General features: G+C 46.4%; 16 protein-coding genes and 1 pseudogene. 3 read left to right on the top strand and 14 right to left on the bottom strand.

Annotated features, from left to right (window positions below):
• Nucleotides 1-602 precede the first annotated feature (602 nt).
• A complete protein-coding gene (gene gmhB / locus NE536_RS20700; RefSeq protein ID WP_261273883.1) occupies nucleotides 603-1,151 on the bottom strand; it encodes a D-glycero-beta-D-manno-heptose 1,7-bisphosphate 7-phosphatase in 549 nt (182 codons plus the stop codon).
• A gap of 468 nt (nucleotides 1,152-1,619) precedes the next feature.
• Here gmhB and NE536_RS20695 point away from each other — a divergent pair, with 468 nt between their 5' ends.
• Entirely contained in the window at nucleotides 1,620-2,291 is a 672-nt protein-coding gene (locus tag NE536_RS20695; RefSeq protein WP_006082136.1) for a GntR family transcriptional regulator, read from the top strand.
• A 91-nt stretch (nucleotides 2,292-2,382) separates the two neighbouring features.
• Nucleotides 2,383-3,450 (top strand): ketoacyl-ACP synthase III, encoded by a 1,068-nt coding sequence (locus tag NE536_RS20690; RefSeq protein ID WP_261273882.1) that lies wholly within the window; start codon nucleotides 2,383-2,385, stop codon nucleotides 3,448-3,450.
• Between the two features lie 87 nt (nucleotides 3,451-3,537).
• Here NE536_RS20690 and NE536_RS20685 read toward each other — a convergent pair whose 3' ends face one another.
• From NE536_RS20685 to NE536_RS20630, 12 genes are all read right to left on the bottom strand, one after another.
• Entirely contained in the window at nucleotides 3,538-4,128 is a 591-nt protein-coding gene (locus NE536_RS20685; RefSeq protein ID WP_261273881.1) for a lecithin retinol acyltransferase family protein, read from the bottom strand.
• Between the two features lie 146 nt (nucleotides 4,129-4,274).
• Complete coding sequence (locus NE536_RS20680; RefSeq protein ID WP_261273880.1) at nucleotides 4,275-4,961, bottom strand: exonuclease domain-containing protein; 687 nt, start codon at nucleotides 4,959-4,961, stop codon at nucleotides 4,275-4,277.
• A gap of 1 nt (nucleotide 4,962) precedes the next feature.
• A complete protein-coding gene (locus NE536_RS20675) occupies nucleotides 4,963-6,810 on the bottom strand; it encodes a DUF294 nucleotidyltransferase-like domain-containing protein (protein ID WP_261273879.1) in 1,848 nt (615 codons plus the stop codon).
• Between the two features lie 223 nt (nucleotides 6,811-7,033).
• On the bottom strand, nucleotides 7,034-8,770 hold the full coding sequence (locus NE536_RS20670) for a sodium:solute symporter family protein (protein WP_106650869.1): 1,737 nt from the start codon (nucleotides 8,768-8,770) through the stop codon (nucleotides 7,034-7,036).
• A gap of 11 nt (nucleotides 8,771-8,781) precedes the next feature.
• Complete coding sequence (locus NE536_RS20665) at nucleotides 8,782-9,048, bottom strand: DUF4212 domain-containing protein (protein ID WP_106650870.1); 267 nt, start codon at nucleotides 9,046-9,048, stop codon at nucleotides 8,782-8,784.
• Between the two features lie 618 nt (nucleotides 9,049-9,666).
• Nucleotides 9,667-10,287 (bottom strand): thiol:disulfide interchange protein DsbA/DsbL, encoded by a 621-nt coding sequence (locus NE536_RS20660; RefSeq protein ID WP_261273878.1) that lies wholly within the window; start codon nucleotides 10,285-10,287, stop codon nucleotides 9,667-9,669.
• 122 nt (nucleotides 10,288-10,409) lie between these two features.
• Nucleotides 10,410-11,273: a Rossmann-fold NAD(P)-binding domain-containing protein gene (locus tag NE536_RS20655; RefSeq protein WP_261273877.1), complete on the bottom strand. Its 864-nt coding sequence runs from the start codon at nucleotides 11,271-11,273 to the stop codon at nucleotides 10,410-10,412.
• A 56-nt stretch (nucleotides 11,274-11,329) separates the two neighbouring features.
• Nucleotides 11,330-12,535, bottom strand: a complete 1,206-nt coding sequence (locus tag NE536_RS20650; RefSeq protein WP_261273876.1) for an HD-GYP domain-containing protein — start codon at nucleotides 12,533-12,535, stop codon at nucleotides 11,330-11,332.
• A gap of 222 nt (nucleotides 12,536-12,757) precedes the next feature.
• Nucleotides 12,758-13,243, bottom strand: coding sequence for a DUF2919 domain-containing protein (locus NE536_RS20645; RefSeq protein ID WP_220777514.1), 486 nt, complete (start codon nucleotides 13,241-13,243; stop codon nucleotides 12,758-12,760).
• Between the two features lie 228 nt (nucleotides 13,244-13,471).
• Complete coding sequence (ligA, locus tag NE536_RS20640) at nucleotides 13,472-15,529, bottom strand: NAD-dependent DNA ligase LigA (protein ID WP_261273875.1); 2,058 nt, start codon at nucleotides 15,527-15,529, stop codon at nucleotides 13,472-13,474.
• Between the two features lie 101 nt (nucleotides 15,530-15,630).
• Nucleotides 15,631-16,722: a cell division protein ZipA gene (gene zipA / locus NE536_RS20635; protein ID WP_261273874.1), complete on the bottom strand. Its 1,092-nt coding sequence runs from the start codon at nucleotides 16,720-16,722 to the stop codon at nucleotides 15,631-15,633.
• Between the two features lie 23 nt (nucleotides 16,723-16,745).
• Nucleotides 16,746-20,162, bottom strand: a complete 3,417-nt coding sequence (locus NE536_RS20630; protein ID WP_261273873.1) for a chromosome segregation protein SMC — start codon at nucleotides 20,160-20,162, stop codon at nucleotides 16,746-16,748.
• A gap of 221 nt (nucleotides 20,163-20,383) precedes the next feature.
• On the opposite strand from NE536_RS20630, the gene cysZ reads away from it, so the two are divergent.
• Nucleotides 20,384-21,163, top strand: coding sequence for a sulfate transporter CysZ (cysZ, locus tag NE536_RS20625; RefSeq protein WP_261273872.1), 780 nt, complete (start codon nucleotides 20,384-20,386; stop codon nucleotides 21,161-21,163).
• Between the two features lie 199 nt (nucleotides 21,164-21,362).
• On the opposite strand, the pseudogene NE536_RS20620 reads toward cysZ, so the two are convergent.
• A pseudogene (locus tag NE536_RS20620) lies at nucleotides 21,363-21,600 on the bottom strand (hypothetical protein); the annotation flags it as partial.

Below are 21,600 nucleotides of genomic sequence, written 5' to 3'. Positions count from 1 at the left end.
TTGACTTACGTCAAACTGCTCAACGAATTCTGTTCGACTTCTATTTATTCGAAAATAAGTAGTAAGTCTTTGTACATATTGCTACGAACACTCATCACTCTCGTGAAAGAATTGGTTGATTTAAATTTTTGACTGCCAACCCGAAGGTTAAGCAGTTTCGATTAACTCAACACCTGTGAGTGTCCACACAGATTTGCTTGATAAATTGTTAAAGAGCATGGTTAGCAGCTTATTCAGCGTTTAACCGTTGACCCCGCTGGGTCAGTGGATGCGCATTATAGGGATGTCAGATTTTACCGCAACCCCTTTGGCGCGAATAATTACGAAAAACGATTCAAGCGCACACTTTTTAAACTAAAAGTGTGTTTTAACGCCAATATTCTCGAATTTTTGCTGGATTAAGGCAAAAGATGAGGTTAACCCAGCGCTAGAAATGACAAGAGCCAACCTATTGGTTAGCTCTTTATGCCATGTTGGATCGCTTTAACGCAAACTCTCATCCAACAAGAGCGACAACTCGCGCTACTGGTTACTGTGATAGTTGCTGCTTGAGATGAACTTATCAGCAAATGTTTATCTGCTTATAAGTAGTAGCGTAGCAACTAGACTAGGCTTTTTAAGTAAGCTGGCACATCGGCAATACTGCCCAGTACCACAGTGGCATCGCTGTCATCAGCAATAACCTTACCACTGCGCACTAATATGCGAGTGGTCACGCCCGCCGCTTTCGCTGCCTGCATATCTTCGGCTTTGTCGCCAACCATGACTGAGTGCACTAAGTCGATTTTCAAGAATTGCGCCGCATCATTGAGCATACCCGGCTTAGGTTTACGGCAATCACAGTCGACCTTATATTCCCCTATGCCATTTTCACCATGGTGCGGGCAATAGTAGATACCATCGAGTTCAACGCCTTTGTCGGCAAAGTTCCAATCCATCCACTCCGTTAAGCTGTGGAATTGATCTTCTGTATACATACCACGGGCAATACCAGATTGATTTGTGACGACAACTAACTTGTAGCCCATTCCTTTCAAAGAGAGGCAAGATTCAAACACACCTTCGATATATTCGAAGTCATCCACTAAGTGGACATAACCATGATCTTTGTTAATCACGCCATCACGGTCTAAAAATACTGCTCGACTCACTGTAATACTCCAAAATCGCCTAAGGCGTTATCGCGCTATTATTCCATTCATTATCAAAAATTGCACCGCGAAGTTGTGCTTTTAACGCTAAATTGAGCGTTAGTGATGCTTATCGCTAGATGCGGATAACACCTTGCGCCGAGAGTCTCAATGTATGAAAAATCTTATCCTGTTAAATCAAAGTCCTCGGGCAACATATTTAACTGTTGTACCTGACTCAACCGACTAGTCGAAGTACTTCATTGCAGCAGATAAACAGCGCACTTAGGAAAATGATGGCTGTCGCATTAAAGATTGTTTCCAAGAAAGGCGCATAATTGAGAGAGCTAAAACCATCAAAACCCTCGCCGTTTGGGCATTGTTAATCCCTAAGATGCACCACTCAATCAAGCATTCCCCTTTATTTGTGGTGTTTTTAACGGTAATCTTGGGCAGATAAAGAGAAAATACCCGAAATAGACGGAAATAATGAGTCGAACTACGCCTATAGTCCACAAAACCCGCACCCAGTTAGTTGTTGAAGTGCTCAGAGAGAGAATTCTTTCAGGTGACATAGCCGCAGGAGAGCCACTCAGACAAAGTGCGTTGGCTGAAGCGTTAAATGTCAGCCGCATTCCGGTGAGAGAAGCCTTATTGCAACTCGAAGCCGAAGGACTCGTTAAGTTTGAGCCCCATAAAGGTGCGACGGCGACCGTGTTATCCGTCGAGCAAGTCACCGAACTTTTTGAATTACGTGCCATGATCGAAACCGATCTGCTCGCTAAGGCGATCCCGCTGCTTCAAGAAGCTGATTTAGAAAAAGCTGAACGTGTACTCGAACAATTGGAGTCGGCCTTCAAACATGAAGATGCCGTTGCCAGTTGGAGCGAGTTGAATACGCAATTTCACACTTGCTTATATCAGGCGGCTAATCGCCCACACACCCTTGAGGTTGTTCACGGCCTCAATACTAATTGTGATAGATACATTCGTTTGCAGTTATTGCTCGCGGGGGGGATTCCTGCTGCAGAGCATGAGCACAGAGCTTTACTCAACCACTGCAAACTGAGAGAAACAGAAAAAGCGACGGCGCTACTGCGTCATCATATTCTGCATGCCGCAATGACAATTCGAGATCTCGTCGCCAAACAGGTGGTCTAGATCACGGACGGCCATTAGAGTTGCCGATAAGCTTTGTTGTCGATTCAAGGCAGCGCTCAGGTTCTGCCTTTTTTATTTGAGAGAAACCACCATGCAGTACGCCACTATCACAGGTTGGGGCAAATGTGTTCCACCAGCCACTCTGACCAACGATGATCTTGCGACCTTTATCGAGACATCCGATGAATGGATTAAATCTCGCACCGGCATCAGCCAGCGCCATATCAGTCATGTTAACACCTCTGAACTCGCTTCAGTTGCAGCACAACGTGCACTCGCAGCTGCGGGTATCGATGGCAGTGAAATTGACATGATCATTCTGGCTAGCGCCAGCCCAGACACTTTGATCCCGAATATCGCATCCACTGTACAAGCTAATATTGGCGCCAGTTGTGCCGCGTTCGACATCAATGCTGCCTGCAGTGGCTTTTTATATGGCTTAGGTTTAGCCAGCTCACAAATCAAGAGTGGTCAGAGCAAGAAAGTATTAGTCATTGGTGCTGAACGTTTATCTTTCTATCTAGATTGGTCACGCCGCGAAACTGCCGTGTTATTCGGCGATGGCGCAGGTGCCGTTGTTGTTGAAGCAACAGATGTTGCCGGTGGCGTGCTCGGTTATGAGCTGAATAACGATCCTGAAGGTCGTGACATTCTTAAAGCTGGCTTTGGTACGGCGATGGACAGATTCTCTGCCGAGTCATTGGATTTCTTTATTGAATTCGATGGCCAAGAAATCTTCAAGCGTGCGATTAACGGAATGAATAAATTGAGCACTAAAGTGCTTGAAAAATGTGGTGTTGATAAGGATGAAGTGGATCTTGTGATCCCGCATCAAGCCAACGAGCGCATTATCGATACCTTAGTCAGCCGAATGAAAATTCCGAAAGAAAAAGCCTTCGTTAACATTGCCAATTATGGCAATACCTCGGCAGCAACCATTCCGATTGCGATTTGTGATGCGTTAGAGCAAGGCGTGATTAAGCCAAATCAAACCATACTCTCTTGTGCCTTTGGCGCCGGCTTAACCTCTGCTGCACTCTTGCTGCAATGGGGCAACCGCGTGACGCCTATCAATATCAGTGATGCCGAGTTACCGCCTTGCGATAAAACAGGCATAGAGTTAGTTAAACGCGCTGTCGATTATTTTTGTAAGCCGTAAACGGTTTCTGCAAAACGGTAATATCGTGTTTTACTAAGACAGAAAGCCATCGATTAAGATGGCTTTTTTAGTTTATGACGACAAAACTTATTCATTCAGCTTGCTCATCTCATCCCAATAGATAGCTTGATTAAAATACTCGGCGAGTTTTTGATTTAACTCATTAAAACCTTTAACCACCTCTTCGCCCCTTTGACTAATACAAGACCAGACAAATCGATGGCAGTTATTGTCGAATAAATCGTACTCACGATATTGATAAATCGCCTGCTCGGCACGGGTTAACACAGCATCGGCGATGAGTGGTTGATGCAGATGATTACAGGCAAGATAGATTTGGCTGCCCGTTCGCCCCGCCAAGAAACGCTTTACCGACACTGCCCGCACCAACCCTGAACCGTGTAACTCAACTAAGCAATCGTCACCAAGCCAGATACCCGTATGTTCAATTACGCCAAAGACATAACAACAGACAATACTGCCTGGGATTGGCGCAACTTGTTTTAATCCCTTTTGCCATTGACTCGGCGCCGCCACCATAGCGCGATTGGCGACGGGATACTTAGGGGCCTTACCGAGTAATCTGTCGCGCTCAAGTTGCTGACGCTTCTCGCGCTCATCGGCCAACAAAACTGCGCCAATTACGGCACTGCCCATCCAAAGCAAAGGTAACGGCATCATATTCTCCTACGCACTCAGTTTAGTAGAGTGAAGTACAAGTTGGTTGGATTGCCAAGTTGGCGGCATTGATTTTAAACTTAAAAGTTAAGCTTAAAACGGGTTACATAGTCTAGCCTGTAAGTGATTAACCTAAGATGAAACTGCTAAGTTGATTGCCGCAATAAATCTGCCACAGTTAGTTGCCCCGCCCCGCCCATGGCCGCCATTTGCGCCAATAATAATTCTCCGCAAGCTAAGGCATCGGTCAACGCACTGTGGGCAGTATAAATGGGTAAACCGTACCGTTCGCGGCAAGCGCCAAGGCGCAAACTGCCCTCTTTAATCACTGAGTGTTCCCGTAGCAAACGATGCCTTTCAAGCAAGAGTGTATCAATGGCGGGTAGGACAAGGGCTTGATGATAAATCGCCAATAAATCCTGCTGCAGAAAGCGACAATCTAGCGGAGCATGATGCGCGACCAGCACTCGACCATAGGTTTGATTGATAAACCAGCCCATGGCTTCCTCAATCGTCACCGCCTGCACCAGATGATTATCGAGGATCCCGTGGATCGTCGCGCTTTGGCCAACACTACCGCGAATTTGCACTAACTTTTGTTCGGCGCGCGCCAAAGGGATCTCGCCGCGCTCAATCGGCACTAAGCCAATACTGAGAATTTGATCTTGCTGCGGATTGAGACCTGTCATCTCTAAATCCATCGCCACCAAAGGTGCTTCGGATAACGGCATCGCCAGCAGAGGTAATAGCGATTGATAATAGCCCTTAAATAACTGATGTTGGCAACGTAGCGCCCGCCAATTAAGTTTCGTTTTCAGCAGCAGTGTATTCATATCAAAAACTTCGCATGAACTTCATCTTCATCCCCGCCTGCGCCTCATGCACCACTTTAAAGGCATCACGTAGCTGATGGCGGACCAGCGAAGATAAATGTGCGGGTAACAGATAATTGCTCACCTCTAGCCCGAGATTATGTTGATAACCTTGGTTCGATAACCTCATATGGGCGATAAACTCGTGGGCATCGGCAAGATTAAGCGCATCTTTACGATTGAGAATGTTTGCGTCCATCAAGGCACGGATACGTTTCGCAGTATTCACTTCTTTAATCCCTGCCGACAGGGCATAAACACGGGCAATATCGTTGATCAAGGCATTGCCTTTATGCTTCAAATCTATACCTTTGACTTCGCTGCCATCACGTTCGAGGACAAATTTGCGGAAAAAGCCCAGCGGTGGCGACTCCACCAGCGAATTACCTGTCATGCCCGCGAGGAAAATATCGTTATCACGGGTTTGAGCTAAGACTTTATCCTGCAGCGCATCAAATAAGGTTTGTGGACCGTAAACCGAGCGCATATCGAAGAAGATACTGGCGTGCATTAACGCCTTAGGCTCAGGCGTTACCACCCATTTTTCAAATACCTGTTGCCACTGTTTAAGCGACATTCGCCACTGAGGGTTTTGCGCCATAATATTGCCGGGGCAAAACTCATAACCGCATTGATCAAGTCCAGCACATACGGCATGGGTTAAGGCATCAAAATAACCTTTAGCAAAATCATCCATCTCTTCTGCGACTAACAGACCATTATCTTGATCCGAACATGCCGCTTGATCTTGACGTCCCTGCGATCCAAACGCCAACCAGCAAAAGGCCATCGGCGGTTCACCGAGTAATTGCTGATTGAGCACGATTAACCGCCGTGTCAGCGCATCGGTGACAGAGGTTAACACTCGGCCAATTTCTTCGGCTCTGGCATCGGCACTGATCAAATTTTGCAGTAACAGCGGAATTTGCTTACTGACGCTAATTAAACTGGCAAGATCCTGCTGGCGTTCAATCTCGCCAATCAACAGCAGCGGTTGCGAGCCCTGCCCGCGCAAGATGTCAGTACTGGTCACCATGCCGATAGCTTTATCTTGGTCGATAATGGGTAAGTGATGAATGTTATGCTCGCTCATCAGCAACATGGCTTCAAAAATCAACGCATTGGATGAAATTGAGATCGGCGAAACTGTCATGGCTTGATGCACTGAGATATGACCGTCGAGCCCCGCTGCTAACACGCGGTTACGCAAATCCTTATCGGTTAATATCCCAACTAGTTTGTGATTATCCGTGACCAACAGGGATGACACTCGGCTGTTTCGCATTAAGAGTGCCGCCTGCGTCACGCTTGCGTGGGCATCAATAACAATAGGTGCGGATGACATCAACGTGCTGATCCGACTAGTGGTCGTCAGATCTTTCGCCTTAAAGCGAGCCTCATGACGTAGACGTTTAGCAAATGCGCGGGTAAAAAATTTATCGAAGTTGCGGCTCTCGCTTCTGAGATTATCGAACAAGCTTTGGGGCAAATGATAAACCAAACCGTCTTCGAGAATAGCGACCTTGTTGACGACTTTCTCCCCCGATAACAAGGTCGAAAAACCAAAAAACTCCCCCTCGCCGACTCTATCGACCAGCACGCCTTCAGGATCGCGCACCTCAAAGGCGCCGCTACGCACCATATACAACTTGGGCGAGTTAGCATCGAAATTGACATAACCAGAGGCTTTACTGTAATAGCCGACAGTGACAGCCTTAGCACAGCACACCACAACATCTTCAGGCAGAGTATCAAAAGGCACTAGCCCTTGTAGAAATTGCACTACGGGTTGTAACTCACTGGCATTCATAGGCAACACCTTCTTTTAGGCGAAACTTTTACTTATATGTCATCACTATAGCCTGCATTGTCGCGGCGCTACATTCGACTAAAGTCAGCCCTAGATTGAGTGCATTAACTCATCAATACCTTGGCTCACCAACTCACTCAACGACAGGAAAACATATTCGAACGCAATAAAAAAGAGCGCCGAAGCGCTCTCTTGAGTTGATGCGAATGATTAAGCGATGAGCTTAGTGACCGCTCGCTTCACCCGAACCTTTAGGGAAGCGAATCGATTCAACCATTTCTTGAACATGCTGTGGTGTAGCCGTCGTGACTCGACTGACTAACGCTGCCACACCGAAGTTCACTAACATACCCACCATACCAATACCTTCTGGCGAAATACCAAGGAACCAGTTAGCGGCAACGTTATCGGCTGGATTAACAAACTTGAAGTAGATGATATAACCCGCAGTAAACAGTAGACCCGTTAACATACCGGCAATCGCGCCTTCTTTGTTCATTGTCTTAGAGAAGATACCCATGATGATCGCTGGGAACAATGAAGAAGCCGCTAACCCGAAGGCGAACGCCACCACCGCGGCCACAAAGCCTGGTGGATTCACCCCAAAGTAACCCGCAATCACAATGCCCACACCCGCCGCTAAACGAGCAAACATTAGCTCTTTTTTATCGGAGATATTTGGCATCAAGTTTTTCTTGAGTAAATCGTGTGAAACCGAGGTTGAAATCACCAACAACAAACCCGCTGATGTTGACAGGGCCGCAGCTAAACCACCCGCTGCAACCAGAGCGATAACCCACGCTGGCAGATTGGCGATTTCTGGCGTCGCTAATACGATGATATCGTTATCGATCTTCATTTCGTTTTTACTAGCAGCATCTTCAATCTTACCTGACGAGTAATAAATCTTACCGTCGCCGTTTTTATCATTCCACTTGATCAGACCCGTTTTTTCCCAGTTTTTAATCCAATCTGGTGCACTCTCATAAGCCACACCTTTAGCATCTGGACCATTAATGGTTTCAATCATGTTCACACGGGAGAACGCCGCGAGTGCAGGGACTGTAGTGTACATAATCGCGATAAAGACTAACGCCCAACCTGCAGAAATACGTGCATCTTTCACTTTAGGAACAGTGAAGAAACGTACGATAACGTGAGGCAAGCCAGCAGTACCCACCATCAAAGCACCCGTAATACAGAAGACGTCAATCATGCTCTTAGAGCCATCTGTGTATGGAGCAAAGCCTAACTCGGTAGAAACATTATTGAGTTTTTCTAGCAGGTAAACGCCAGAATTGTTGCCCGCCGCATCAAGCAGCTGCGCCCCGAAACCGATTTGTGGAATAATGTGGCCTGTCATCATCACAGACAAGAAAATCGCTGGCACCATGAAAGCGAAAATCAATACGCAATATTGGGCAACCTGAGTGTAAGTAATCCCCTTCATCCCACCAAGAACAGCGTAGAAGAACACCACAGCCATACCAATATACACACCCGTGTCAACATCCACTTCTAAGAAGCGAGAAAACACCACGCCCACACCGCGCATTTGCCCTGCAATATAAGTAAAGCAAATGAAGATCGCGCAGATAACCGCGACAGTACGCGCAGCCTGAGAATAATAACGTTCACCGACGAAATCTGGCACAGTGAACTTACCAAACTTACGTAAATAAGGCGCCATACACAGGGCCAGTAATACGTAACCGCCCGTCCAGCCCATCAAGTACACACTGCCGTCATAACCAACAAAAGACACGATACCTGCTAACGAAATAAACGATGCCGCAGACATCCAGTCCGCCGCCGTTGCCATACCGTTCACTACAGGGTGAACGCCACCACCTGCGACATAAAATTCTTTGGTTGATCCCGCTCGTGACCAGATTGCAATCCCAATGTAGAGCGCAAACGAGAGCCCTACGATAATATAAGTTAGTGTTTGAACATCCATCTCAAAGCTCCTTAGTCTTCTTGTACGTTATATTTTTTATCTAAGGCGTTGGCTTTTGCCGCATAGACAAAAATAAGCGCAACGAATACATACATAGATCCCTGCTGTGCAAACCAGAAACCTAATTTAAATCCCATGAAATGAACTTCATTGAGTACATCAACCAATAAAATGCCGCATCCAAATGAGACTGCCGCCCAAATGGCTAATAAGCTCAGTACGAGACGTAAATTCTCGCGCCAGTAGCCTTTTGCCTTGTCGTTATTTTCAAAACCCATAGTGACTCCCCTGTGCTGTTTTAATTTTAAGTCTTGTTTAATCTAGCAACAGCTGGTGTGAGCACAATCACGACTTTCGTCTAACCCGTGATTCAAAACACTGTCCATAAATAGTGAATAGAAACAAATTCAACAAGTTAACAATGATTTTACATTTGGATACAGTTTCAACTTTTTCAACAGGTTAGACCAATGTCGAACAAGAATGAGTAGAAACAAGGGGAATTGGGCGGCAGGAAAAGTAATAGATAGGAATAACTTGTTGTCTAAAATGGAAAAATCAGAAATTCAAACAGTTTTAATGATGACTATAGACTGACATCATTTATGATTTTAGCGCTGATAATGAATGAGATATCATTTAATCAATAAGCCATTACCAATCACTCATTCAACTTACTTGAGGCCGACCGCAAAGCGATTTCACTTAAGAATAGTCATCGCCCAGTTTGGCTTACCAAAGTTGGCCACGAGTTATCTTTTGAGTTTAAGGCAAAAAATACCCCAGCCTAAACTGGGTTATTAACGTTAGATTGGCCAATGGCGGAATAATGACCTTGCAAGGTCGTTATCCTTTAACTAACGGCGATAAACCAATTTTCCATTTATTAAACGCGGTTACTTTGCGGCTAAAAACTTCACTAAGGCTGCCAGCTCTTCTGGCGTGTGCGCGGTTGAGGTCAGCATATAACGGCCATTAACCAGTAATGAGGGTACGCCCTTGATCCCAGCAAGCTCAGCTTGAGAGTCATAATTCATTAGGGTGAATTTGGCATCGACGGAATTCATCGCGGCATCAACATCATCCACCTTAGCACCTTGAGCGACAAAGAAAGCTTTAACCTGTTCAGGCGCAGTAAATTGCTCACCTTTCTCATGGATTTGCTTGAAAATAGCGCCATGGGTTTGCTTGGTCATCTTTAATTTTTGCGCCACATAGTAGGCAAGTTGGCTCAGTTCCCAAGCAGGACGGCCAGCGCCAACCGGGGTCCGTTCAAAAGCGACATCTTTGCCGAGCAGTTGCACTGTCAAGTCCATAAGCGGTTCTTGTTTATAGCAATGCGGGCAGTTATAGGAGAAAAACTCCCGCAGCACAGGCTGTTGTGCTTCGGTAATTCCCGCTACCGTAACATAATCTTTGCCTTCTTCGAAACTTGCGGCCTGCAGTACAAAGCTAGCACTCAGGATTAATCCGCACGCCAATGCGGCTATAGGTCGAACTCGATTAAACACGCTCATTATATTGTCTCTTTTTATTCGTCATTGATTTAAATAAGGATGACACATTCGCTCAAGCAAAACTTGGAAGCCAAAGATAACCTAAAAGCTCGGCTTTTACCTTTAACAATAATTAACCTTTCTCAACATGCCGCTAGCATATCCAGCGGAGAAGCATACTGATATCGAAAGCCTAAATCTGTGACAATTGCGTTAGCTTGGATGACTTTACTCGGCATGGATTGTTGATTAAATTCGGGCGCGACTAAACCTAGGGACTCAGCAGCAGCCTGATAAAACTCAGCTTTGGTAGGATGCATTGGCGCGCAGAGGTTATAAATCGGAGCCACAGCTAGCCCTATGCTCGTTGCCGCGAGTATCCGACTTACCGCACTAACACAATCACTTAAGTGAACTAAATTCACTGCCACATTGGCGCCACTGACATCAGTTTTCCCTGCAAGGAAACGTCCAGGATGACGTTTGGGACCTACGAGCCCCGCAAAGCGGACAATACAGCTATGGGGCCGCGCTTGAAATAAAGCTTCTGCATCTAATAGCACTTGGCTGTCGCTGGATTCTGCCAAGGCATCGGCTTCGGTCATCACTTTATCTTGGGCCGGATACACACCCGTGGTGCTGATAAACACTATCCGCTGATATTGCCAGCCTTGGGTTAATGCGATGAGTTGTTGTAATTCTTCAAGATACGCGGCGTTACCGCGTTTTAATCGGGGTGGAATATTGACCACTAGATAATCGGTTTGCAATAAACCGCTTAATACATGAGCATCGGGGGCTGAGGATGCTTCGCTGCCTAATTGCAGCGAATAGGCTTCAATTCCGACCTCAGTTAATATCGATAATTCGTCGGCGCTACGCTTACAGCCTGTGACTCTGTAACCCTCATGGACAAGCTGCTTTGCTAAGGCAAAACCAAACCATCCACAACCGACCAAGGCAACACTGGATTTAACTGCGCCGTTTTCTGCTTTTACATTCGCCATATTAGCCCTAAGTGAATCATATCAGCGGATAGAATACGGAACTTAGTGCATAAGATTCAAGTTTGTAGCGAACTAAAATAAAAACTGATCCCCTTATCAACTTGCAAGGTACGAATAGCGCCCTCTGACAACTCTTCCGCTTTGATGGCTTTTTGCACTGTTACACCTTCATCACTTAAGAAACGCAGCGAAGCATCACTCCCATCCTCTTTACAAGCCCAGACTTGAGGCTGACTCACCTCTTTGGTGGTCATCATGACCTTTGCGACGCTATCATCCGATAACCTAACAATCGTCCCAGGGGGATAAATACCAAGAATTTTAACCAAAATAGCAATTAAAGATTCGGCATGTTTCGTTGCCCGATTTTTAAATAAATAGCCTAAGGCGACCTGAGGTGAAGATATTTGTTGGCCACTGAGTTGCTGATCGTAATCATTTGCCAAACTGACTATTTGAGTCGTGATCGGAATTTTATGATCAGTTAAACCATCGGGGAAACCGGAACCATCAATAAACTCATGGTGATGAAGCACAATATGTAGAACTTCCTTTGGGAACAATCCGGAACGGTTAAGCATGTCGTAGGCAAAGTTAGGGTGCATTTGCAGATAATTGGCTTCATGTGGTGTTAAGGCACCGCGCTTACGACGAATAACATCGGGCACTTTCAGTTTACCAATATCATGCAGCAAACTGCCAAGGGCAATATCACGCAGTTCCCTTGGGCTTAAATCGAGTGCATGCCCCATCATCATTGCCAATACCGCAACGGACACGCCGTGTTGAGTGACACTGACGTCACTATCCTCCATTCCAACCAAGGTGAGAAAAGGTTTTTCGACCTCTTGTAAATGACTTAACAAGTCTTCAACCAGTGCCGCCGATAACCGATAGGCGCCTTCTGGATCACTGACAATTTTACCAAACACATTACGGCAATTATTGACGTTTTCGAGAAAACGCTTTTGGCTTAAGCGAATAGCCTTGCGGGTATCGGCCTTGAGATCCCGTTCGGGTTCAACTGCAATTTGATCTTCAACATCCTCATCTTCCTTAATAACCTCAGATCCGGGATTCGACTCCGACAATAAAAGCACATAGGGGACACCTAGACCTCGTATCATCTCAATTTGAGCGGGACTGCTAATATCAACGCGATTAAATAAAAAGGGGTGATTCGTCCATGACAAAGGCAACTTGACTCTCATGCCAAGCTGAATTTCTGATAGTAATAATTTTCTTTGAGGTGCTTTTGCCACGCAATATGACTCCTTACAAATGTGATGCGGAGCATAAGCAGATGACCTCATCTGCGTATCCAACAGAGCACATTCGAGCTAAGTACATATAACTATAGATGATTCAAATCATTCGATGGAAAAATAAAGGAAAAATCCTTATCAAACTGAGGGATAGAACACATGACTTTATGCTCCACCACTTAGATATAAATAAAGTTGTTACATAACAATATGATAAAACTAAGGTTGGAGTAATTTAGGATCTTCTTTTAGCCAATCACGCAGGTAATAATGGAGTCGCTTCGATTTAATGAGATAAATGCTAGACCAGAACAAGATTAGCGCATCTAAAGCGAGGCTCCAATGGAACAGGAACTGGCCATGGTTCAACCTTTGCCCCAACAAAACGCCATCAACAATCAGCAGCAACCACAGCCCCCATTTTAAATGCACAAAAATAGGTCTTAACCATTGAGGTGAACGGCGACGTTCGGCAATCACCACAAGATAAATCAATACCGCGCCCAGTCCCGCCCCGAGTGCTAGCAAAAAATCTGACTTTTCAGGGTAAAAAATCCGCACTAACTCAGAACGGTCACCCATCTGGGTCAGCGAGGCGATAAAAATGCACCAACCGCGCGCAAGGTAAGCTAATAGCGCATATAAAAAGATCGGCGGTTTAATATGGCCTTTATCATCGAGCCAAGTGATGTGACTGAAATTCAAATAGGTTTCCAATTAGCAAAAACTAAAACAGCATATCAAGGAGATGGTGCCAATCGCGGCTAATTCAATAGCCAAAGCTGACTATCTTTCCATGTCGTCATTTTTGCTATGCCACATAAAAATAGCGCCTTGGGCAAGGCGCTATTTAATGCTCACGGTTCAGTGGTTTTTAAACTGTAGATGCAAAACATCAGACCAGAGCCAGTAGCCTATTTCATCCCACAGCAATCAAGCGTTCACGGCGAGCAGTGCCAATAACTCGTCCTCATCCATCACCTTAACGCCAAGCTCCTGCGCTTTAGCAAGTTTGGAACCTGCCGCCTCACCCGCCACTAAGCAATCAGTATTTTTTGAGACACTACCAGCCACTTTCGCGCCCAGCGCCTGCAACTGCGCCTTAGCATCATTACGATTGAGCTGATTTAAGGTCCCGGTCAATACCCAAGTTTGGCCTTTAAGCGGCTGCGCATCAGCACTTGGCGCTTCTATGGCTGGCCAATGCACGCCAGCCGCGATTAAGGCATCGATAACCTCAAGGTTATGGGGCTGAGCAAAAAAGTGCGCCACATGCTGGGCCACCACAGTGCCAACATCTTCCACTTCGGTTAACTGCTCCACAGTGGCCACCCGCAGCGCATCTAAACTGGCAAAGTGCGCCGCAAGGTTTGCCGCTGTCGCCTCGCCCACTTCGCGAATACCCAAAGCATATAAGAAACGCGCAAGTGTTGTAGTTTTGGCCGCTTCAATTGCCGCCGCTAAATTGGTTGCCGACTTCATCCCCATGCGGTCGAGCATAGTCATCATAGAGGCGGTAAGCTTAAACAGATCTGCAGGACTTTGGACGAGTTCTTTATCAATCAATTGCTCGACGACTTTGTCGCCCATGCCATCAATATCTAAAGCCTTGCGAGAAGCAAAATGCTTAATCGCTTCTTTACGCTGCGCTTCACAGAATAAACCACCGCTACAACGCGCCACTGCCTCACCTTCGAGACGCTCGACTAAACTGCCACACACAGGGCAATTATGCGGAAATACAATGTCAGTCGCTGTTTCAGGGCGTCTTTCGGGCACTATGGCAACAATTTGTGGGATCACATCGCCGGCGCGGCGGATGATCACAGTGTCACCGACTTTAATGCCTAAACGGGCAATTTCATCGGCATTGTGCAGCGTCGCATTCGATACCGTCACGCCGCCAACAAATACAGGCTTTAAGCGCGCCACTGGCGTGACAGCACCTGTGCGGCCCACTTGGAAATCGACGCCTTCAAGTAGAGTCATTTCTTCCTGTGCGGGGAATTTATAGGCAATCGCCCAGCGGGGAGATTTAGCCACAAAACCTAAACGTTGCTGCTGGGCAATATCGTTGACTTTCATCACGACGCCATCGATTTCAAAGGCTAAATTGCCGCGACGAGTGAGAATGTCTTTATAGTAGTCATAGACTTGGCTTAATTCAGCGCAGACTTTGATTTCGCTACTAACAGGTAAGCCCCACGACTTAAGCTGCTGTAACTGCTCGAAATGGGTTTTAGCTAACGGATGAGAATCCGGCTCAACAACCCCTAACGCATAGGCATAAAAAGCCAATGAACGGGCAGCGGTAATTTTACTGTCGAGTTGTCGTAAGCTGCCGGCAGCAGCGTTACGGGGATTAACAAAGAGTTTTTCATCCTTAGCACGCGCCCTGTCATTCAAAGCCTCAAAGGCCGCTTTTGGCATAAAGGCTTCACCGCGCACTTCGACGAGTTCAGGGAAATCATTGCCGCGCAGTTTAAGCGGGATCGATTTAATGGTTTTAACGTTTTCAGTGATGTCTTCACCCACTGAACCATCGCCGCGGGTCGCGGCGCGCTCAAGTACGCCATGGCGATACAAGATACTCACGGCAAGGCCATCGAGTTTAGGCTCGCAGCAAAAACTCACCTCACCCACTTTATCGGTGACACGTTTGTGGAAAGCACTGAAATCCGCTTCATCGAAGGCGTTATCTAAGCTCAACATAGGTTTAAGGTGAGTGATTTGATCAAATTTGGCGAGCGCCAATCCGCCCACCCTTTGAGTCGGTGAATCAGCCACAATCAAATGGGGATATAACGCCTCAAGCTTGAGTAAACACTGCATCAACCTGTCGTACTCAGAATCAGTAATGCTCGGCGCATCATCCACATAGTAACGAATGTTGTGCTCGTTCAGTGATTGGCTGAGCGCCTGCATCACCTGCGATGCGTTTTCAGGGTTAACGTCTTCTGACACTAGTGTATCGAGTTGAATGTCTTGCATATTCTTTATCCAGAATGCTTTAGATCACAAAAGTAGATCATAAAAAATGAGGCCGCAATCGCGGCCTCATCAATGTATTAACCGCCAAATTGCGGCGTCGGCTAAGCGTTAGCGCGAATGCGATGTAAATAATCTTGCTTTGTAAACTCACCCCAAGGCAGACGTTGACCGTCGAGCACCACGGCATCGATCTCCTCAGCGAGTTGGCGCGCAGAGTTAAGCATAATCGAGAAGTTCATTAAGGCATCGCCGTAGCAAGGTAAAGTCATAAAAAACACCACACCTTGGGTACTGAACTGCTCCATGTTATCCGGATCAAACACGCCAGGTTTTAGCATGTTAGCAATAGAGAACAAGACTTTGCCATTGCCCGCATTATCCACATGGCGATGGAAAATATTCATATCGCCATATTTAAAATTCAAAGTTAAGAAACAAGGAAGCAGTTCGGCGCCGTTCAGCTGTTGGCCATCTTTTGCGACCACATGTAAAACCAGCACGTCGCGTGGCTCACCTAATTCATCTTCAGCGGCTTGTTCGACAAAAGCTTCTTGATGGTCTGCTTGATGTTCATTTTCTTCAAACAAGGCGGTTTGCTGCGGCGCGGCGCGTAGCGCCTGTTCTTGCTCTGCGGCTTTTTGCGCCACAATAGCGGCATGGGATTGGCCCATTTGCGGCGCTAGCGTACTAGTGTGAACATTCGTGTGAGTGTTCGCTTGCGTGCTCAAGACTGGCTCTTGGCGCGTGACTTTAGGACCACGGTGTTGCTCTTTTGCAACAGGTGGCTGCAAGCTAAAATCAGGCTGAGCTGGAATAGGTTCGTGTTTCGTTTCTACCTTAAACCCTGATTTAAGTTCTGCTTTAAATTCTGGCGATGTCAATTCTTGCGGCTTAGTCTCTAGTTTCACTTCCTGTTTCAAATAAGGATTGGCCGCGGGAGTCTCATTATTAGGCGTCATTTCGCCAGCTTTACGCACTCGCACAGCACCAATACCGTCGGCATCAAATCCTTCGGCATCAATTCGCTTAGGGCTCGGCTCACCTTTCTCGGCCTGTTTTTTATAAAAATTGCCCATTGGACTATCTTTCAATGACTTAGGTTGTTGTCTTCTGATAGACCAAAATCCATGCACCAGCACAGCAACTATGGCTATGGCGCCTAAAACAAACAATACTAGTTGCAAATCTTCCATTGGTTACCCTGTCTTTGTTCTAGTTATCCAGCGTCAGCCATCGCCACCGCTTGCTCTATGTCTACCGCGACTATACGAGACACACCGGGCTCGTGCATAGTCACGCCTATAAGTTGATCAGCCATTTCCATGGTTATTTTGTTATGGCTGATATAAATAAACTGTACGCTCTGTGACATTTCTTTCAGTAATCGACAGAAACGTTCTACGTTGGCATCGTCTAATGGCGCATCCACTTCATCTAACATACAGAAGGGAGCAGGATTCAGCCTAAAAATTGCGAATACCAATGATAAAGCGGTTAAGGCTTTTTCACCACCCGAAAGAAGATGGATTGTGCTGTTCTTCTTACCTGGCGGCTGCGCCATGATAGTGACGCCAGTTTCCAGTAAATCATCATCCGTTAACGCTAAGTAAGCTCGACCACCACCAAACACCTTAGGAAATAAGCGTCCGAGATCTTCATTGACTGAGTCAAATGTCGTCTTAAAGCGGCTTCGGGTTTCTTTGTCTATCTTACGGATCGCTTCCTCTAAGGTCGCCAGTCCCTTATTTAAATCATCATCTTGATGATCAAGATAGGATTTTCGCTCACTTTGCTGTTCAAATTCTTCGATGGCAGCAAGGTTAATGGCGCCTAAGCGAACAATTTTCTGCCGTATTTGATCTAAATCACTTTGCCACTTGTCAGGCATGCCCTCTGCGGGCAAGTTGCCGAGGATTTCAGACAGAACAATTTGCTGTTCCTGTAAGGCTTCCAGCTGACTATTGGCTTGGCCTTTTATTCCTTCACGACGTAACTTTAACGTGCTCAGGCTTTGAGTCAAGCCCTCAAGCTTACCAAGCTCTTGTTTTTGCTTTATTCCTATACTGTTTAATGTCTCAGTGAGCCCACTTTGCTGCTGACGGACGTTTTTTAAGCCCTGTTGTTGCTCATGTTGTTGCTGTAATAGCTGCGTTAACTGTTCAGTCAGCTGCACACTATTCTGTACGCCACTTAATTGGGCGACTTTGGCAAGTTCGGCTAACACTGACTCACGGGTGTGGATAAGTTCATTGACACGCACTTGCTGTAATTCAATTTGTTCAGTACTGACAGCCATACGCATAGTTACAGCTTGTAAGGCCGAAGTCGTGGTCGATAACTGACGTTCAACCTCAGTAATACGCGCTTTCAATGCTTGATGGCGCACGCTATCGGCCTGCGTGTCTTGGGTGAGTTGCCGCTGAATATCAATACTCGCCTGCAACGCATCATCAAGCTCTGTTTCTTGCTCTGCCAATAACTCGAGTTGCTCGCTCAAGCGTTCAATGTCAAGCAAGCTCGCGCTTAATGCCGCTTCGAGTTTGTTCTGCTGCTCAGCCCGCACCTTCACTTGCTCAGTTAAGCCACTGAGCTGCATCGACTTTGTTGTTTTATCCAACTGTAATTGATGCGATTTTTGCGCGCCAGCAGTCAATTGTTGCCTTTGCTGCTCCAAGATAGCCGCAAGTTCCGTCATCTTATCTTGCTGTAGGTGCAAGGATTGCTGCAAATCGAGGATGTTTTGCGCTAGCTGAGCTTGCTCTTTACTGAGCTGTACCAGTGACTGAGCGCCCTCTGTCTTAGTGATTAAAAAACCTTGACCGAGGAGATATCCGTCGGCGGTGACAATCCGCTGATCGCTGTTTAACTGTGGCAGTAGTTGTTTTGCCGCGTGAATATCTTTTGCCCACTTAAGCCCCACTAACCAAGGGGCAAGATTCACCTCAGCCTGTAAATACTCACTCTGGGTAGATTGCGACGCTAACGCTTGAAACCCCATTTCGGTTTCAGTGACGCCAACGGGCAAGGTCAACAAACCATTTAGGGCGAGTTCGGCCGCAGTTTCCCAACCATTTTCAACGGTTAAACTCTGCCATAACTGCGGTTTATCACTCTGCTGTTCCTGCTTGGTCAACCACTGTTCAACCAGCTCATGGCGCGCTTTGGTCGCGGTTAATTGCTGCTGAATCTGCTCGGCGCTATGGCGGGCGTCATCTAAAGCTTGCGTGCTTTCACTAACAAGTTGTTCTTGCTGATGATTAATCTCAGCTTGTTGTCTGATAGCGTCTGTAAGAGACGCAATTTCTTGTTGCAGTGGCGTGATGTTTGAGGCGAGATCGCTGTCCACTAAAGCGATGATCTGCGCTTGCTGCTCACTGCTTTGCTGCTGTTTATGCTGCAATAATTGCTGTTGATGCGCTAACTGACTACGGCGCAGTTCAAGCTGTAACTTGTGCTGCGAAACATCCACGGCCTGTTGGCGCGCCACTTCGGCCTGCTGCTGACTTCGCTCTATGCTCATTTCCCATTGGGATTGCAGATCATCCATGATTTCTTGCTGTTCATCATGCTGCGGCCCAAGCTTGGCAAGCTGAAGCTCTACCGCGCTAAGACTCGCTTTATAGCCGTTGAGCTTATCGGTGTTTTGCAGGATCTGTTCTTTAACTTGCGCCAACTGGGTTTCGAGCTGGGCATCACGCTGCTTTTGATTCTGTAACTGTTGTTCTAACTTAGCGATTTCGGTGCCCGTCAGATAATAGGCTTCGACTGCGCGTTGTTCTTGCTCCGCTAATTGGGCGAGTTGCACTTGCAATTCAGTGGTTTGCAATTCATCGGTTTGCGCCAGCGACTGCGCCGCCGCTTGCTGCACTTCGATAGCGCGGATTTGCTCAGACAGACTCGCCATCTGATCTTGCAACTCTTGATAGCGCATCACGAGGAGTTCAGCATGGGTCTTGCGCTCGGCCTGTTTAAGCTCGCGATATTGCTTCGCGGCCTTGGCCTGCTGCGCCAGTTTATCTAACTGTTTGCCGAGTTCACTGCGAATATCGCCTAAACGCTCGAGGTTTTCGCGGGTATGGCGGATACGGTTTTCGGTTTCGCGGCGGCGTTCTTTATAGCGAGAAATCCCTGCGGCTTCTTCAATAAAAGTGCGCAAGTCTTGGGGTTTAGATTCGATAAGGCGGGAAATGGTGCCTTGCTCAATAATGGCGTAACTGCGCGGACCAAGGCCTGTGCCCATAAACAAGTCGGTAATGTCTTTACGGCGACACTTTTGGCCATTGAGAAAATACCAAGACTCACCGTCTCGGCTCACCTGACGCTTAACGGCGATTTCTTCGTAACTCGCATACTGGCCCGCGAGGCGACCATCTTTGTTTTCAAAAATAAGTTCAACACCCGCCACAGACACAGGTTTTCTCGCGCTTGAGCCGTTAAAGATCACGTCGGCCATCGAATCACCGCGCAGATGTTTCGCCGAACTTTCACCCAATACCCAACGCACGGCATCGATCACATTCGATTTACCGCAGCCATTTGGGCCAATAATGGCGGTTAATGCCTGTAAAAAAGGAATTTTAGTAGGATCGACAAACGACTTAAAGCCGGCAAGTTTTATCTGTTTTAATCTCATGGTGCCAGTTAGCGCGTCTCTGAAGTCTGGCCCGAAAATGAGCCCAGTGGTGCAAATGCATTCTGCTGGCAACTTTAACAAAGCAGGCAGCATTTTGTAACGCTTTTTATTGAATTCATGCGGCTTTTAGCTTGTCATCTGCCCATGAGTTGATCACAATCGCAGTTATCTTTATATCAGGCTGTCTCTCAAGCTGTAGCCCAACTTTTTGGAAAGACGATATGACACAGAAGAAAACCTTGCCCTTCCCAGCCAAAAGCGGCGTTAATTATTTTCTCGATGGCTTTGGTTTAATTACACGTAAAGGCCTGCGCACTTTCGTATTTATTCCCTTGATGATCAACCTGCTGCTGTTTGCGGGCGTCATTTATGTAGCAATAGGCCAGTTAGATACGCTATTCACTTGGATAAATGCCCAGTTGCCTGACTACTTAAGCTGGTTAAACTTTTTACTTTGGCCGCTCGCAGTCACCACTATGCTGGTGATGCTCGCCTTTATATTTAGCTCGGTGATGAACTGGCTCGCCGCCCCCTTTAATGGTCTGTTGGCTGAAAAAGTCGAGCAGCTGTTAACTGGCAAGCCGCTGAATACCGGTTCTGGCATCGATTTAATCAAAGACTTACCGCGTATCCTTGGGCGTGAGTGGATAAAACTCAAATACTATCTGCCCCGCGCATTGGTATTTTTATTGCTGTTTTTAGTGCCTATGGTGGGCCAAACGCTGGCGCCAATCCTATGGTTCCTGTTCAGCGCTTGGATGATGGCGATTCAGTACTGCGATTATCCCTTTGATAACCACAAGGTCAGTTTTAAGGATATGCGCTTTGCCTTGAATCAAACCCGTGGCACCAGTTTTAGCTTTGGTGCCACTGTGACACTATTTTCGATGATCCCCATCGTCAACTTTATCGTGATGCCTGTGGCGATTTGTGGCGCAACGGCCATGTGGGTCGACAAGTATCGTGAAGCCTACCGCAATCATGCAATCGCACCAGAATAATTAAAGATACCAATACTTATCTAAAAAATATGTTTTTATGACTAAGTTCTATAGTCATTATTAGGTTAAGTTGATCTTTCGAAAGCGATGATTAGACGTTATATGTTGCTTCGACAATGGTTACCATGACATCAATCTATGCCAAGATTGATGTTTACCGTTGCACGCATATTCTATCCATAACACTTTTTAAAATTGATCAATTACCCAATAATTGATAATCAAGACTACCATTATGGTAGAGCCTGATCTCAATAAAACCAATTTGTTTTTTCGATAATGACAATTGCTCTATTAACCATAGGTAGCTGATTTTGTAGACGTTTTGCAATAATTCGATTAATTCATCCTCTGGCATATCTGCATCATTGATATTTAACATACGATACCAATTAAACTCTTTAAAAGGTGACAGAATTTCAGACTCTTGATCTGCT

This window comes from Shewanella septentrionalis (assembly GCF_025370265.1).
Classification (GTDB): Bacteria; Pseudomonadota; Gammaproteobacteria; order Enterobacterales; family Shewanellaceae; genus Shewanella; species Shewanella hafniensis.
This window is presented reverse-complemented; position numbering and strand designations above follow the sequence as displayed.

Bases quoted from the DNA above. Each gene is read 5' to 3' on its own strand.
- NE536_RS20695 (WP_006082136.1), top strand. From the start codon at position 1,620: ATGAGTCGAACTACGCCTATAGTCCACAAAACCCGCACCCAGTTAGTT.
- NE536_RS20690 (WP_261273882.1), top strand. From the start codon at position 2,383: ATGCAGTACGCCACTATCACAGGTTGGGGCAAATGTGTTCCACCAGCC.
- NE536_RS20685 (WP_261273881.1), bottom strand. From the start codon at position 4,128: ATGCCGTTACCTTTGCTTTGGATGGGCAGTGCCGTAATTGGCGCAGTT.
- NE536_RS20680 (WP_261273880.1), bottom strand. From the start codon at position 4,961: ATGAATACACTGCTGCTGAAAACGAAACTTAATTGGCGGGCGCTACGT.
- NE536_RS20675 (WP_261273879.1), bottom strand. From the start codon at position 6,810: ATGAATGCCAGTGAGTTACAACCCGTAGTGCAATTTCTACAAGGGCTA.
- NE536_RS20670 (WP_106650869.1), bottom strand. From the start codon at position 8,770: ATGGATGTTCAAACACTAACTTATATTATCGTAGGGCTCTCGTTTGCG.
- NE536_RS20665 (WP_106650870.1), bottom strand. From the start codon at position 9,048: ATGGGTTTTGAAAATAACGACAAGGCAAAAGGCTACTGGCGCGAGAAT.
- NE536_RS20660 (WP_261273878.1), bottom strand. From the start codon at position 10,287: ATGAGCGTGTTTAATCGAGTTCGACCTATAGCCGCATTGGCGTGCGGA.
- NE536_RS20655 (WP_261273877.1), bottom strand. From the start codon at position 11,273: ATGGCGAATGTAAAAGCAGAAAACGGCGCAGTTAAATCCAGTGTTGCC.
- ligA (WP_261273875.1), bottom strand. From the start codon at position 15,529: ATGCAAGACATTCAACTCGATACACTAGTGTCAGAAGACGTTAACCCT.
- zipA (WP_261273874.1), bottom strand. From the start codon at position 16,722: ATGGAAGATTTGCAACTAGTATTGTTTGTTTTAGGCGCCATAGCCATA.
- NE536_RS20630 (WP_261273873.1), bottom strand. From the start codon at position 20,162: ATGAGATTAAAACAGATAAAACTTGCCGGCTTTAAGTCGTTTGTCGAT.
- cysZ (WP_261273872.1), top strand. From the start codon at position 20,384: ATGACACAGAAGAAAACCTTGCCCTTCCCAGCCAAAAGCGGCGTTAAT.